Raw genomic sequence first — 14,923 nt, 5'->3', positions numbered from 1 at the left:
TGGGCGCGGTTTCGCGCCCTAGATACTTTAATATCTTTTCATTGCCCTTTGCATATCTCGCTGGTCGTCACGACGTTTGAGACTTTCGCGTTTGTCGTGGAGTTTTTTACCTTTACCCAGCGCAATGACTATTTTTACCCAACCTCGTTTCAGATACATTTTTAAGGGGACTAGGGTTAAACCTTCCTGTTGTACCCTCCCAATAAGTTTACGCAGTTCTTGTTTATGGAGTAATAATTTGCGGGTTCGTCTGGGTTCGTGATTAAAGTATGCACCACTAGAGGCATAAGGAGAAATATGGACGTTGATTAACCATGCTTCACCGTCACGAAGCAACGCATAGCCATCTTGCAAATTGGCTTTACCCGCACGAATTGATTTTACTTCAGTTCCTGTCAACTGAACTCCCGCTTCATAGGTTTCTATGATTTCATATAAAAACCGTGCTTGCCGATTATCACAAATAACTTTGTAACCTTCACTCTGTTTATCACTCATCGAAAATCTTCTTAGTTTTAATAAATACGCCTAAAAATTTCTTTAGACTAACTCTTTTATTGATTGTAGTTCACAAAGACAGGTGACAGGTAAACCTGTTTAGTCTCTAAATTACGTAAAGTTTTGTTAACTATTCCTAAAAATTTAATATTTTCTTTAGAAATCATTGATGATGTCATCATGAGTAAGTAATCTTGTCATAGTATTAAAGATCAAATTAGTATTCTTGCTTGTGTCTATTAATATTGTTGATAACGGCAAATTACTCGGTCAAAAAATTATAGGGGTGTATTATCCATGCCCTTGACTATTCTTGTCGCAGATGACGATTTAGGTACACGCCTATCTATTAGTGATTATCTTGATCTGTCCGGGTATAATGTTATAACTGTTGATAATGGTATAGATGCTTTGGCTATGGTTGAAAAGCGTCATCCTGATTTGATGGTGACAGATATTATGATGCCACAGATGAATGGTTATGAGTTGGTGCGTCGTGTTCGGCAATTATCGGCGTTTCGATTATTACCTGTGATTTTGTTGACAGAGAGAACGAAAACCCAAGAACGAATTTTGGGATATCAGTCTGGTTGTGATTTGTATTTGCCTAAGCCTTTTGAATTGGAAGAGATAGCCGCTGCTATACGTAATTTGTTAGAGCGATCGCAAATCATCCAATCAGAATGTCGTTTTCTTTATCAGGAAGAAATCAGTTTTGCCACTTATACAAAAGCAAAAAACGGTCATATTTCTATTCCTACTCATGTACAACAATCTCAAGTATTGACACCGCTAACTGTTAGAGAACAGGAAGTTTTAGACTTATTAACTCATGGTTTGTCTAATGGAGAAATTGGTAATCATTTACATTTAAGTCCGCGCACGGTGGAGAAATATGTTAGTAGTTTATTGAGGAAAACTGAAACCTGTAACCGGGCAGAATTGGTCAGATTTGCGATAAAACATGATTTAGTAGAATAGTACCAGTTAAGAAAAACTGTGCAGAAATTTCATATCCGAGTTTTCTGAGTTTGTGTAACTTGCTAGAAGATACAATGGTTGGGCTCGATAGGACATTTTTTAGAGGTAAGCGGGTTATTTTCAACATTAAGAAACTGCAATTTTTTCAAAGTGGATAAAGACTGGATATCTCTAATTTGATTTTTTTTGAGTATGAGAGTATTCAAATTAGTTAAATTTGATAAAGGCTTGACATCAGTAATTTTATTTGACTGAAGGCTGAGAGTAATCAATTTTGTGAGATTAAACAAAGGTTTAACATCAGTGATTTGATTTATGTCTATTCTGAGATCAGTTAATTTTGTGAGATTAGACAAAGGCTTGATATCACTGATTTTATTGCTAAAGAGGTTGAGATCAGTTAATTTTGTGAGATTAGACAAAGGCTTGATATCACTGATTTGATTATAACCGATATCGAGATTAATTAAATTAGTCAACTTAGATAAAGGTTGGATATTCGGGCTTTTATTGCCTCTGATGCTTAGGGAAGTTAATTTAGTCAAATTGGACAAGCTTTTGATATCAGTTATTTGATTCGATTCGAGAAACAGAATAGTTAATTTAGTTAGATTGGACAAAGGTTTGATGTCTTTGATTTTATTTCCATTCAGGTAAAGAGAAGTTAAATTAGTCAGACTTGACAAAGGTTGGATATCACTGATTTTATTAGTAATAAGATTGAGGGAAATTAAATCAGTCAGACTTGATAAAGGTTTAAGATCGCTAATTCGTTTTTCTCTGAGGTTTAATTCTTTGAGTTTAGTAAGCGTTTGATTAGCTTGATTACAATCTTGCGTTTTGGCGATTTCTAACAATACTTGAACTGTGTGTCTCGTCTCTTTAGGTAAACTGGCTTTTTGTTCACACCATTCTGTAAAAGTTTTGGGTGTTTTCGCAGGAGTAGCCATAAATTTTGGGGTGTAAATTCCTAAAGTGAAAGTCAAGATAGTTGCAGATACTAAAGCTAGTTTCATATTCCGTAAATTATCCTATTCTAATTTTAGCTAATTTTAGGTTTTCGTAATTGTTGAGAATTAATCGGACCAAGAATTTGATTTAAACCCCGCAATTGTTCAGCCGTACCCATACAAATTAATGTATCTCCCGACATTAAAACCGTATCTCCAGTTGGACCACCAATGAGTTTACCATCAAGACGACGAATTGCTAGAACTAATGCTCCTGATTGCGATCGCAATTTGGCCTTTTGTAAACTTTGACCAACGAAGGGACACCTATCCGAATCTAGTAAAAATTCTTCCATATATAACTGACGGTCTGTACCAGAAAGCATCCCATCTACAAAGTCTAAAATCTGCGGTCTGAGGGCTGCTGCTGCCATGCGTTTGCCACCAGTAATATACGGTGAAATTACGGCATCTGCACCACCACGCTGTAACTTTTGTACCGCTTCTTCCGTACTAGCGCGAGCGATCGCCCGAATGCCTGGATTCAGAGTTTTTGCTGAGAGAACAGTATATAAATTTTCCGCATCTGAAGGTAAAGCCGCGACAATACAAATTGCTTTAGTAATGCCAACTTTTAACAAAGTATCATCTAACGTCGCATCACCTTGAAAAACAATGTAACCAATTTCCTGAGCTTTTTGGACAGATTCAAGTTCCGAATCAATAATGACAAAAGAAACAGCTTCAGCCTGAAATTCCTTAGCAATTTGTCGCCCAGTGCGACTAAATCCACAGATAATATAATGTTCTGATAATGATTCCATTAAACGCCTTTGTTGTCGGAGTCGAATTCCTTCTAGAAAATAACCTTCAATGACTGCGGCTGTAAATCTATTGACAATATAAGTAAGATTCACCACACCCATTAAAATTAAGACAATGGTAAATAAACGCCCTCGACTACCTAATGGGTGAGTTTCTCCATAACCGACAGTTGCTAGAGTAATTACAGTCATGTAAGCTGCATCTTCCCATTTCCAGCCCTCAACCAGGGAATACCATAAAGTCCCGATTAGGAAAATACCAGCTAAAGCAAGCGCCCCAGCCATTAATTCTTTTTGAATCCGTTGATATTTTTGTTCAAGGGTAGAATACACAGGCAATTAAGAATTAGGAGTTCAGGAGTCAGGAGTCAGGAGTCAGGAGGAAGAAAGAAGAAATAAGGAATAAGGAATAAGGAAGAATATGAGAAAGTGATAGTTTTTTGATAGTTTTAAAGATTATTCCTTGCACCTTATTCACATTTTATTTCCCTATAACTCTTGATTTATCAAGGTTTTATATTTATATGGTTAACATCACGCTACGCTATCAGCAAGTCCGAATTAAGAATTAAAAAACTTCTAATGTAAGGATTCACAATAAATAATATTTGCACAATCATGGGTAATTTTTTTCTTGACTCCTTCTTCCTTCTTTTTTTCTCCTGACTCCTGACTCCTGACTCCTGACTCCTGACTCCTTCTTCTTGACTCCTGACTCCTGACTCCTGACTTCTCTTAAAATCATCAAAAATTTTGTTCATATTTCCCAGAACCTAGTAAAGTATTACGATAAAAGCTTTTCAGGAGTAGCGGTAGTGAGCGTGCAAACTCTAATTGAACAAGCCACGAACCCCTTGGAGTCAGGTATTATGCCATCTACACCTTTTGATGTTGATAGCTTCGATGCGGCTGTCATGTCCACTTATGGACGGTTTCCTTTGGCTTTAGAACGGGGTGCTGGTTGCCGTGTTTGGGATAGTCAGGGCAACGAATATCTGGATTTTGTCGCGGGCATTGCCACTTGTACTCTAGGACACGCCCATCCAGCAATGGTAGAGGCTGTAACTAGACAAATCCAGAAATTGCATCATGTTTCCAATTTGTACTATATTCCTGAACAGGGTGAATTAGCTAAATGGATTGTTAATCATTCCTGTGCAGATAGAGTATTTTTCTGTAATTCTGGCGCTGAAGCCAACGAAGCAGCAATTAAACTAGCGCGGAAATATGCCCACACTGTCCTAGAAATTGCCCACCCAATCATTTTAACTGCCCATGCCAGTTTTCACGGACGGACTTTAGCCACTGTGACTGCCACTGGACAACCAAAATATCAAAAGCATTTTGATCCTTTAGTTCCTGGTTTCCATTATGTAAATTACAACGATATTAGAGCAGTGGAAGCCGCTGTTACTGAATTAGATGAAGGTAATTATCGGGTAGGGGCAATTTTAATTGAACCATTGCAAGGGGAAGGTGGCGTTCGTCCTGGAGATATTGCTTACTTTAAGCGGTTACGGGAGATTTGCGACGAAACCGGTATTTTGTTGATTTTTGATGAAGTACAGGTTGGTATGGGACGCAGTGGCAAATTATGGGGTTATGAACATTTGGGAGTAGAACCAGATATTTTCACCAGTGCGAAAGGTTTGGGCGGTGGTATTCCCATCGGTGCGATGATGAGTAAGAAATTCTGCGATATTTTTGAACCAGGAGAACACGCAAGTACATTTGGCGGTAATCCCTTTGTTTGTGGTGTGGCGCTGAGTGTGTGTGAGACTTTGGAAAAAGAGAATATTTTAGAGAATGTCCTAGAACAGGGCGCACATTTACGAGAAGGATTAAGAGCGATCGCTCGTCAATATCCTCAGCATATCTCAGAAGTACGCGGTTGGGGTTTAATTAGCGGCATGGAAATCAAAGCCGATATTCCCTTAACTGCTGCTGAGGTTGTCAAAGCTGCTATGGCAGAAGGTTTATTACTTGTTCCCGCAGGTCCTAAAGTAGTGCGGTTTGTTCCCCCTCTCATTGTCACAGAGGCAGAAATCAAGCAAGCATTAGAAGCTGTAGAAAAAGCATTAGCTAAACTAACAGCATAGGTAATTAAAAATTCGTAATTTGTAATTTAATAATTATCAATTACGAATTTTTCATCTTGATAATTTTCAACATATCAATTTGGAATAAATTAATCAAAAAATGCGATAAAATGGAATAATATATTTTTCATTAATACACAACGAAGCTATGCCAGAAACAAAATCTACTCATACAGTCCGCAGAGGCAGAATCTTCCCAGAAATTCAATGGACTCAAGAACAGAAAGCACAATGGCAGACTGAACGGGAAACATTGTCTCAAAACTGTAAAATAATTTTTGAGCAGTTACAAGCAGAACTCATTAAAACTCACTATAACTGGTACATAGCAATTGAGCCAAATAGCCGTGAATATTTTATTCATGAAGATCCCTTATTAGCCGCACAACAAGCACATCAAAAATACCCAAACGTCAAACTGCACGTTTTCCGAATTAATGAAACTGGAGTATGTGGCAAAATATGATCTTGGGTAAATTTGGTGATGAGGATGAATTATTTTTTGAGATAGATTTGATAGCTGCTGATGGATTAGAACTATCAGTAGAAGCTCTTTTGGATACAGGGTTTTCTTGGTGGTTAGCAATCAACAACCAGGACATAGAAGCACTTGGGTGGATATATTTAGAACAACAAACAATGGTAACAGCCCAGGGTGATGCGGAATTTGAAATCTATTTAGGAAAAGTACAAATTGATGGACAATATTTTAATATTCCTGTCCATGTGGGACAAGGATTACCGGAAATTTTACTTGGTCGTCAATGGTTGAAAAATAGACGTTTGGTAGTAGATATATCATCTTGTATATTAACGCTAGAATAAGACATACTACAAATAAAAGAAAGACTTTTCAAATATTACCAATATCATTCATTATCACATCTAAGATTAATTATCATGAAATGCAATAAAATATTTAGATTAAGTTCTCTCAGGACTTCCATTCATCTAGACGGCTGTAATGTTACCCATTATCAAGAACTGCATAAATTCTCTTCTGAAGCCGAAGCCGAAGCTTTTTTTAATGAAAGTATTCAAGAATTACTCACACACGGTTGGTATGATATCGAATCTGTGACCGTAGACGAAAATAACAAAGATTTCACTCCAGATGAATTGTATGGAATGTTCTTAGAATTAAAAAATCAAGTAGATGAATTTGCCAATGCCATTATCAAACCTTATATAGAAATTACTCCATCTTCAACAACAGAAACTACCCTATGGCAAAGTAAATTTGGTGGTTTACCCTACCTTCCTAAAAATACGACCTATCCTGAAGCCCCAGATGGTACACCCCTCCATCTTTTAGCACAAATCAACTTTTCGGAAACGCCGAATTTAGAAGATTTACCAGAAAAAGGGATTCTTCAGTTTTATATTGAAGCATCAGGTCAAACAGCTTATGGAATTGAAGAATATCCCCAATTAAAACAAACTACCTTTCGAGTTATTTACTTTCCAGAACCAGATTTAAATATTGATAATCTTCTAGATAATTTTGATTTTTTACCTCCAGGAATAGGTTTGCCATTATTAGACTGTCTGGGTTTGAATTTCGCTATTGAATCAACTCCCATGAGTGCATCAGATTATCGGTTTAGAAACTTACTTAAAAGCCATTTTCCCATTTTTCAACAAAGTAATTTAACTAAAGCAATGGAAAATTCTTTAGAAGAACTTGTAGATGATTTTATCAATGAGTATGAAGAAAAATATGAGGAATTGCTAGGAGGACATCGTTTAGGAGGATATCCTGCATTTGTGCAAAATGATGATCGTGCAGATTTGCAGGAGGAGGAAGGTTATGATTTTCTGCTATTACAAATGAACTCTGATGATGAGCATTCAATCATGTGGGGAGATGAGGGAGTTGGTAACTTTTTTATTCAGCCTTCTGCATTGAAACGGTTAGATTTTTCTAAGATTTTGTACACCTATGCTTGTTGTTGAAATTAGGTGAATTAGGCTTTTCTAGGATTAAATAAACCTAATATTATCTGAGATACCTATTCTGTAACTTTCAGAATTAAGCAAGTAGTAAATAAAATTTGTTCAAATACTAACCCAATTTAGGTAGTTAATTGAACTCTAAGCATAAACGTACTTTTAGTTCGTTTTCACATTTTGATGCTTTGTATAAGATTCGAGACGTACTTTTAGTTCGTTTTAGTTTTCTATGAGTTTTGAAAGATATAAAGAAGTTAAACAGCTTTTTGGTGATAGAGTCCAAGCCCTTCGCAAAGACAGAGGTATTACACAAGAGCAGTTAGCAGAGGATATTGATAAATCCGTTGAGCATATTAGCTACATAGAACGAGGTGAACGCGCTCCGTCTTTTGAAACAATTTTAGATATTGCTGAAGCCCTGAAAGTGTCAGTACCATACTTAATGAATGTCACACCCCAAACAGATATCAGTACAAACTTTCTCACTGAATTACAAACTCCGGTAGTTCTTCCCTCTCTTGTTGAACCTGTTAAGGAAGCAGTTAACACAACTAAAGAGCGCCGTTCAGATTTAGAACGATTACAGACAGCACTTGGGGCTATTCAGGAATTACAGAGTCTGGCAAATGAGTATGGTATTAATGATGTTTTTCAAGACAATGGAGGGAAAGTTCTTCAAGTTTTAATCTTACTTGGTTTGCGGATATCACCTGGACGTGAAGGAAATGATGCAATTGATGCAGAAAAAAATGAATATGAATTAAAAACAATTAATAAACTTTTAAGTAAAAGTGTCACCACAAATCATCATCTTAACCTTGATATCTTAGCCAAATATCGTGCTGTAAAAGCTTGGTATATTGCTGTTTATGAAGGAATTTTATTAAAAGCTATATACAGAGTTGACCCTACTTCACTTGAAACTAAGTTCAGTTACTGGGAATCTAGAATACGTGGAGGAATGGAATCTATTAATAACCCTAAAATCCCTTTAAGTTTAATAGAAAAAGAAGGTGAGTTGGTTTATCCTAAACAGAATTAACAAACAATTCCAGAAAATTTGCCAATTTGAAGTAACCTTCATAATTTCAGAGATAATTGCTTTGAAGTAGTTAAACAAACAGATTCTTTTTGAGCAAGAAGACATTCATAAAGAGTCAGAACATCCTTCGAGCTTTGAGTTTTATCTAGAAACCGGAAAGCTGAAGATGCTAAATAAGATGCTTCTTTTTCAAAAGCCATCCAACTTCTTTCTAGCTGTTCAGCTACAAAACCTGTAGTATTTGAGCCTGCAAATATATCTACAACTTTATCTCCAGGATCAGTCAAAAATTTAATGAAAAACATTGGCAACTTTTGAGGAAATCTCGCTGGATGAGGGGGTATGGAAATAGATTTACATAATTGAATATAACTAGAATTACTTTCAGTATTTGCAATCTCTAACAAATTTGATGGTATAGCACCACCATTATCAGTAGCAAAATTCTTACTGATATCATGGCCTGAAGGTCTTTCTTTCGGTGTATAGTATTTTTGAGGATCTGCCTGTAGCTTCTTCATTCGCTCAGAGTAAGGGACTAAAACATTACTAACATTTGCTTTAGGATGATCAGTTTTTGAGAGCCACCAGACGGTATTTACAGAGTCCTTTGCTCGAATTTTTCGCTTATTAACCCACTCAATTGGTGAAGGTAGTTTAGCTGGGTTATACCAAAAAAATTCTTCAGCCAGTCTAAATCCCAATTCATCACAAAGTTTAATTAAAACTCGATAGTTATAGAGAGAGCGAACTGGACGTTTACTTTCATAAGCTCCACCTAAATCAAGTACGAAACTACCAGTTGAATTCAGAACTCGATAAACTTTTTTGGAAAACTCAAGCAACCAATCAACATAATCTTCCTGCTCTACATTGCCATAAGCCTTTTTGCGTTGCAAGGCAAAAGGTGGTGATGTCAGCACTAAATCTATTGAGTCAGATTCCAGTTGATCCAGCAATTGTAGGGAATCACCAAGATAAGCCGCACCGCAGTCTGTAGTATATAGTGGATTGGGAAGAACCATTGTCAGACGCACTAAGAGTTAGTTCTATAACTATAATCCTAAAATATCAAAACGACATATTTTTGGTATCAGTTCTTGTAAAGGCCTACACATAGTGAAAGATTGTGCCATTGACGGCACGGCATTGTATGAACAATGCCAGAAAAGGATATTCGTAACCTTTACCGCTTTATAGACTGGGTTATGATGTTACCAAAGGCATTAGAAGCGGACTTTTGGCAAGATTTTAAACAATTTGAAACAAAATAGTACAAATTAACTTCATCATAGCTTAATTGTTTCTAGTTGGTTCAAGGCAAAAACAACCAAAATTATCAATTTTAGCAATTGGTAATGGTACAGGTGGTTTGGGCTTGGATTGGCAAATGAATAAACGAATTAGTTTACAAGCAGTTTATACAGCGAGTAAACCCGCCGATAGTAGCCAAAATGCCGGATTATTTAATGGAGAAAATGCCACCGGAGTGCAATTAAATCTTGCCCCTACTAATAACATTGATTTAGCACTAAATTATATTAATTCCTACTCGACTACAGGATTTTTAGGAACTGGAGTTGGTGATGATTTATTGGCTTATACACCTACTTCTACTAGTCCCCTGACAACTGATGCTTTTGGTGCTACTGCATCTTGGCAGGTTAATCCTAAGTTGACAATAGGTGGTTGGGGAGGTTTTACGACTTCTCGCATACCTGGACAATCAGGGAGTGTAGAAACTAATAATTGGATGGCTTTTCTTAACTTTCCTGATTTATTGGAAAAAGGAAATTTGGGGGGGATTTATGTAGGACAACCTCCGAAAATTGTTAGTAGTGATTTACCAACAGGTAATAATCTTCCAGGTATTCTTAAAGATTCTCTTGGTAGTGCTGGAGGACAACCAGGAACTACTACTCATATAGAAGCTTTTTATCGTTATCGAATGTCAGATAATATTAATATTACTCCTGGTGTAATCTTGATATTTGAGCCAAGACATAGCCCGAATAGCGACATGATTACCATTGGTATTCTCCGAACAACTTTTAGTTTCTAAAGCTATATTTTTACGAATTAAAATACAAATTTTTCTATAATAGGAGTTGCAAAAAAATGTGGACTAAATCTATTAGTAATATTTTAGGAATGGGAATATTTGGCAGTTTTTTAGCTGCTAATTTACCTGTTCAAGGGCAAATTATGATTCAAGGTGGTAATCTATCTGGAAATCTGAATTATAACTATGACAATCCCATAGTACCTGTTTTTAATGGATTAACTGGGTTAGATGTTAACTCATTTAATTTAGAAACTGACATTGGTAGAATATCTAATTTTCAAGGGACTGGACAATTAAAAGAAGTTAGTAATTTAGCAGGTATTCTCCAAAATGGTCAACCGACAATTGGGACTTTATCTGGTTTAATAACTGGGAGATCACAAACTGCTAATGGTAATTCTCTACTTTTTAATAATACTCCTATAACTATCAATGGTGTTGTCTCTTCTCTTCAGAAAATTAATAACTTTACCCAAGCCGGGAATATCGCCATTACTGGTGGCAAGATTGATACTAATTTACTCACCAATATAACTCAACCTGGAGCATTTAATTTTGGGACAAATTTAACAAACCTTGGTGTATTATCAAATTTAGGGAGAACAGCCACAGAGCAGTTTAACTTACCTCAATTAGGCTTGAATCCCCAAGTTATTCAATCATTAACTAATAATCTCAACTATGGGAGAGTTGGTTCTCCTGGGTTGATAACAACTCCTGGACTACCTTCGAGAATTTACCCCGGTTTAACAGCACCCAGAAAATAAATCAACTATAATTCGATAAACTTACAGTATTTTATTGTACAACAGTATAACTGAGTTTATTAATTACAGAAAATGCCGCAAGATTTAACTTTAATCCATAGCTTACTTCTGTTCAGCACCGCATTTATTGCCGGTGGACTCAATGCTGTAGCGGGTGGTGGCAGTTTTATTACCTTTCCTACCCTGATATTTACAGGTATCGCCCCAATTAACGCTAATGCTACAAATAATACTGCCCTGTGGATAGCAGCTATAGCTAGTGCAAGGGCATATCGTCAAGATTTAAACATCGAAAAACGACAATTATTATTACTAGCTGGTACCAGTTTAGTGGGTGGTGTCATTGGTTCAGTGGCTTTATTATATACATCACCAGATGTATTTAAAAAGATGCTGCCCTATTTGTTACTATCAGCAACATTGATATTTACATTTAGTGAATCTCTAAAAAGCTGGCTGCAACTTCAGAGTAAAAATGATGTTTCTGCACCTCCACCTTTATTTATTCTCCTAGTTTCTCAATTGGCAATCTCTATATATGGTGGGTTTTTCGGTGCGGGTATAGGCATTTTAATGTTAGCAACTTTAACCTTTTTAGGGATGAAAAATATTCACTCTATTAATGCTTTTAAAACTTTATTGGGTAGTTGCATTAATGGTGTGGCAATTATTCCTTTTATGTTCGCTAATTTGATTGCTTGGCATCAAGTTATGATCATGGCGGTTGGTGGTTCTCTGGGTGGTTATTTATGCGCTCATTTTGCCCGCAGACTAGAACCCAGCTTGGTGCGAAAATTCGTGATTGTGGTAGCTTTTGGGATGACTACTTACTTTTTTATTCATGGCTAAGTAGGTAAATACAATTATACTCAAAACGGCTTATCTGTTGCCTTCCATAACCGGCAGGGAATAAATTCCCTGTCTCATAGCTCAAGTCCGTTAAAACGGACTAATATATTTTCCTAGTGTCTAGTATAAATACTCAATGGACGGGCTAGAAGCCCACCCCACAATAATTGTATGACTGGTAGTCTCTCCAAATATTAATTAAATATAAAACTATTAATTTTGTGACTTTGATTACAGTTTTTTCTATTTGGTAACGCTTGAATGGGAAAATAACTTATTTGTCCACAAGAATAAACAGGACTATCTCAAGGATTACACCATAGGGATCACGGCTAATCTAAGGAAAGTTACATCTAAAGTAAATTTATATATCTCAGGTATGATGATAATAATTATCAGGTTTGAGATAATGACCGAAGATATCAAATTTTTCACATTCACAACAATTAAACAATTTTTGTCACTTTTTCTAAAAAATTATTAAATCCAGGGATTTTAAAATGCAAGTATCACAAAAGATTCATTGCCCAAATTGCGGTAGTGCTGCTGAACGTCACTATATTTCTGATAGTCAAATTACGCGGACACAATGCCCTAGTTGCGATTACCTAATGATAACTTGCACCCGCACCGGTAAAGTAATTGAGGCTTATGCACCAGGAATTTATACTAGGAAATAATTGACAATTATAATTACCTTTTTGTTGTTCTTAATTGTCCACAAGCAGCATCAGCTTCTAAACCGCGAGAATAACGGACACTAACCGCAGTATTTTGTTGTTGAAGAACATTAACAAAGGCTTCGATTCGGTCGCGGGTTGGTCTTTTATAATCTACTTCTTGAATGGGATTATAGGGAATTAAGTTAACGTGACTTTGAAAACCCCGCAGACGTTTTGATAGTTCTAAAGCGTGTTCGGGTAAATCGTTAACTCCAGCGAGAAGAACATATTCAAAACTAACTCTGCGTCCAGTTATTTCTACATATTCTCGACATTCTACCAGTAAGTCTTCTATGGGGTAGGGTTTGGCGCTGGGAATGAGTTGTTCTCGTAATGCTTGGTTGGGTGCGTGGAGACTGACAGCGAGGGTAATTTGTAGTTGGTGTTGGGCGACTTCAAGAATGCGATCGCGGATACCTACAGTAGACAGTGTAATAAATCGCGCACCAATTCCCAGATCTTGATTAATGGATTTAATCGCTAAAAGCACATTTTCCGTATTCAACAATGGTTCACCCATGCCCATGAATACCACATTACTCACCCGTTCTTGAAAATCCTCTTGGACAGTCAGGACTTGATCAACAATTTCCGCACGGGTAAGATTACGCTTGTAACCACCTTTCCCAGTCGCACAAAAATCACAAGCCATAGGACAACCAACTTGAGTAGAAACGCAGACTGTTAAGCGTTTATCGCTGGGAATACCCACTGTTTCCACAATTTCCCCGTCAGTCAATTTGAGGAGATATTTGACGGTATCATCGGGGGCAACGGAGCGGTAATGTAGAGAAGAACGACCTATGGGAACATCTGCAACTTGCAAACGCCAATTTTTCGGAAATACAGAAATATCAGCGAGCGATCGCACACTCTTATTATAGATCCAATCATGCAATTGCTTACCCCGATAACCGGGTTGTCCCTGCTGCTGTACCCAAGCAGTTAACTCCGTCACGGAAGCACCAAGGAGAGGGGGAAGAAGTTGAGATTTAGTCGAGTTAGGAGAATCTAGCTGAGATACAAACGGCGTAGCAGACATAAGAAATCACAATTTGATGCTAATTTTCTATTGTACTATATTGTTTTTGTTTCGCGCAAAGGGGCAAAGGAGCAAAGGCGCAAAGGAAGAAATAGATTAAGAAATTTCCAAGGTATACTAAACACGGGTGAGATTTAAACTTTTGCCAAATGACAAAGAACCCAAATGTGTAGGGGTAAAGCAAGAGCTAAACCCCTACGTTTAGAATCAAACAATCAAGCCGTTTTGAGTATAATAATAGTAACCTCTGGTGGACAAAATAACCGTCCGGGGAAATAAGTTCCTAGACCTCGATTTACATATAATTGATTATTTCCCACTTTATGTAAACCCTGTGACCATTGCCAATGGCGTAATATAGAATGGGTTTTCCGTAAAAATGGTAATTTACGCCGAATTTTTTTGGGGATTTTTTTGACTATTTTTGCATAGTAAATCATTGCAGGTCCGAGTCCAGGAATTACGATTTGTCCACCGTGACTATGACCAGATAATTGTAAATCTACCCGCCATTTTTTGAGAATTTCGGCTGTATCTGGGTGATGAGATAAGACAATCCGAGGTGTAGTAGAATCAAGTTGATTCATAATTGCTTCTGGATTAAATTCTTTGGCATAAAAATCCGCTAATCCCACTAGAGGTAATTTTTCTCCAACTGGGTAAGCAATTTGATTCCAAAGTACATTAATCCCCACGTTTGTTAAAGCATTTGTAATTTCTGATTTTGAACTGGGATAACAAATATCATGATTGCCAAGGATAGCATAGACACCATAGCGACTTTCTAGATTTTTTAACCTTAGTGCTAGTTGATGAATTGGTTTAGCAATTGTGTTAACATAGTCGCCAGTTAAAATAACTAAATCTGGTTTTGTGGCATTACTAACTGCAATTGCTTCTGTTAACATTTTTTCTGATAATAGACCATTATCATAGTGAAAATCTGACATTTGTACCAACTTTAATCCTGCTAATGATAGAGGTAAGTTGGGGATTTTCACTGTCAATTTTTCTGTGGACAAAGCTCCAGTTAATAATTTGTGCATAATAGAATAAAACTATGTTTATAAATCAAGACAACATTTCTGAAATTTTGTTGGGTTGCTGTCGCTTAACCCAACCTACAATTAT

At 36.7% G+C, this 14,923-nt stretch carries 17 protein-coding genes; 10 read left to right on the top strand and 7 right to left on the bottom strand.

Annotation, left to right across the window (positions count from 1 at the left end; all coding sequences use genetic code 11):
- Nucleotides 1-27 precede the first annotated feature (27 nt).
- Nucleotides 28-498 (bottom strand): SsrA-binding protein SmpB, encoded by a 471-nt coding sequence (smpB, locus tag BMF77_RS12065; protein WP_015078954.1) that lies wholly within the window; start codon nucleotides 496-498, stop codon nucleotides 28-30.
- A gap of 297 nt (nucleotides 499-795) precedes the next feature.
- On the opposite strand from smpB, the gene BMF77_RS12060 reads away from it, so the two are divergent.
- The gene (locus BMF77_RS12060) at nucleotides 796-1,479 is read left to right on the top strand and encodes a response regulator transcription factor (RefSeq protein WP_148763050.1); all 684 of its coding nucleotides are present in this window, start codon (nucleotides 796-798) and stop codon (nucleotides 1,477-1,479) included.
- A gap of 62 nt (nucleotides 1,480-1,541) precedes the next feature.
- Here BMF77_RS12060 and BMF77_RS12055 read toward each other — a convergent pair whose 3' ends face one another.
- The 3 genes from BMF77_RS12055 to BMF77_RS12045 all read right to left on the bottom strand — a co-directional run bounded on the left by BMF77_RS12055 (nucleotide 1,542) and on the right by BMF77_RS12045 (nucleotide 4,014).
- A complete protein-coding gene (locus BMF77_RS12055; protein ID WP_148763048.1) occupies nucleotides 1,542-2,495 on the bottom strand; it encodes a leucine-rich repeat domain-containing protein in 954 nt (317 codons plus the stop codon).
- A gap of 26 nt (nucleotides 2,496-2,521) precedes the next feature.
- On the bottom strand, nucleotides 2,522-3,586 hold the full coding sequence (locus BMF77_RS12050) for a TrkA family potassium uptake protein (protein WP_305791131.1): 1,065 nt from the start codon (nucleotides 3,584-3,586) through the stop codon (nucleotides 2,522-2,524).
- A 206-nt stretch (nucleotides 3,587-3,792) separates the two neighbouring features.
- The gene (locus BMF77_RS12045; protein ID WP_148763046.1) at nucleotides 3,793-4,014 is read right to left on the bottom strand and encodes a hypothetical protein; all 222 of its coding nucleotides are present in this window, start codon (nucleotides 4,012-4,014) and stop codon (nucleotides 3,793-3,795) included.
- 54 nt (nucleotides 4,015-4,068) lie between these two features.
- Here BMF77_RS12045 and BMF77_RS12040 point away from each other — a divergent pair, with 54 nt between their 5' ends.
- From BMF77_RS12040 to BMF77_RS12020, 5 genes are all read left to right on the top strand, one after another.
- A complete protein-coding gene (locus tag BMF77_RS12040; protein WP_148763044.1) occupies nucleotides 4,069-5,352 on the top strand; it encodes an aspartate aminotransferase family protein in 1,284 nt (427 codons plus the stop codon).
- A 148-nt stretch (nucleotides 5,353-5,500) separates the two neighbouring features.
- On the top strand, nucleotides 5,501-5,818 hold the full coding sequence (locus BMF77_RS12035; protein WP_015078959.1) for a hypothetical protein: 318 nt from the start codon (nucleotides 5,501-5,503) through the stop codon (nucleotides 5,816-5,818).
- Nucleotides 5,803-6,177, top strand: coding sequence for an aspartyl protease (locus tag BMF77_RS12030; RefSeq protein WP_334311504.1), 375 nt, complete (start codon nucleotides 5,803-5,805; stop codon nucleotides 6,175-6,177). Before BMF77_RS12035 ends, BMF77_RS12030 begins: the two co-directional genes overlap by 16 nt.
- A gap of 75 nt (nucleotides 6,178-6,252) precedes the next feature.
- Entirely contained in the window at nucleotides 6,253-7,308 is a 1,056-nt protein-coding gene (locus BMF77_RS12025) for a YwqG family protein (RefSeq protein ID WP_148763042.1), read from the top strand.
- 226 nt (nucleotides 7,309-7,534) lie between these two features.
- Nucleotides 7,535-8,347: a helix-turn-helix domain-containing protein gene (locus tag BMF77_RS12020; RefSeq protein WP_148763040.1), complete on the top strand. Its 813-nt coding sequence runs from the start codon at nucleotides 7,535-7,537 to the stop codon at nucleotides 8,345-8,347.
- A 38-nt stretch (nucleotides 8,348-8,385) separates the two neighbouring features.
- On the opposite strand, the gene BMF77_RS12015 is transcribed toward BMF77_RS12020, so the two are convergent.
- Nucleotides 8,386-9,372: a site-specific DNA-methyltransferase gene (locus tag BMF77_RS12015; RefSeq protein ID WP_148763038.1), complete on the bottom strand. Its 987-nt coding sequence runs from the start codon at nucleotides 9,370-9,372 to the stop codon at nucleotides 8,386-8,388.
- 275 nt (nucleotides 9,373-9,647) lie between these two features.
- On the opposite strand from BMF77_RS12015, the gene BMF77_RS12010 reads away from it, so the two are divergent.
- The 4 genes from BMF77_RS12010 (at nucleotide 9,648) to BMF77_RS11995 (ending at nucleotide 12,708) form a co-directional block, all read left to right on the top strand.
- The gene (locus BMF77_RS12010; protein WP_246863132.1) at nucleotides 9,648-10,409 is read left to right on the top strand and encodes an iron uptake porin; all 762 of its coding nucleotides are present in this window, start codon (nucleotides 9,648-9,650) and stop codon (nucleotides 10,407-10,409) included.
- Nucleotides 10,410-10,465: 56 nt separating this feature from the next.
- Nucleotides 10,466-11,179 (top strand): hypothetical protein, encoded by a 714-nt coding sequence (locus BMF77_RS12005; RefSeq protein ID WP_148763036.1) that lies wholly within the window; start codon nucleotides 10,466-10,468, stop codon nucleotides 11,177-11,179.
- Between the two features lie 72 nt (nucleotides 11,180-11,251).
- Entirely contained in the window at nucleotides 11,252-12,028 is a 777-nt protein-coding gene (locus BMF77_RS12000) for a sulfite exporter TauE/SafE family protein (protein ID WP_148763034.1), read from the top strand.
- Between the two features lie 500 nt (nucleotides 12,029-12,528).
- Entirely contained in the window at nucleotides 12,529-12,708 is a 180-nt protein-coding gene (locus BMF77_RS11995) for a replication restart DNA helicase PriA (protein WP_148763032.1), read from the top strand.
- A 13-nt stretch (nucleotides 12,709-12,721) separates the two neighbouring features.
- On the opposite strand, the gene rlmN is transcribed toward BMF77_RS11995, so the two are convergent.
- On the bottom strand, nucleotides 12,722-13,792 hold the full coding sequence (rlmN, locus tag BMF77_RS11990) for a 23S rRNA (adenine(2503)-C(2))-methyltransferase RlmN (RefSeq protein ID WP_148763030.1): 1,071 nt from the start codon (nucleotides 13,790-13,792) through the stop codon (nucleotides 12,722-12,724).
- Between the two features lie 215 nt (nucleotides 13,793-14,007).
- Nucleotides 14,008-14,838, bottom strand: a complete 831-nt coding sequence (locus BMF77_RS11985) for a metallophosphoesterase (protein WP_148763028.1) — start codon at nucleotides 14,836-14,838, stop codon at nucleotides 14,008-14,010.
- Nucleotides 14,839-14,923: the final 85 nt, after the last annotated feature.

It is taken from the genome of Dolichospermum sp. UHCC 0315A (genome assembly GCF_008121535.1).
GTDB lineage: Bacteria > Cyanobacteriota > Cyanobacteriia > Cyanobacteriales > Nostocaceae > Dolichospermum > Dolichospermum lemmermannii.
Note: the sequence above shows the minus strand (reverse complement) of the source record. Positions and strands in the feature narration are given on the sequence as shown.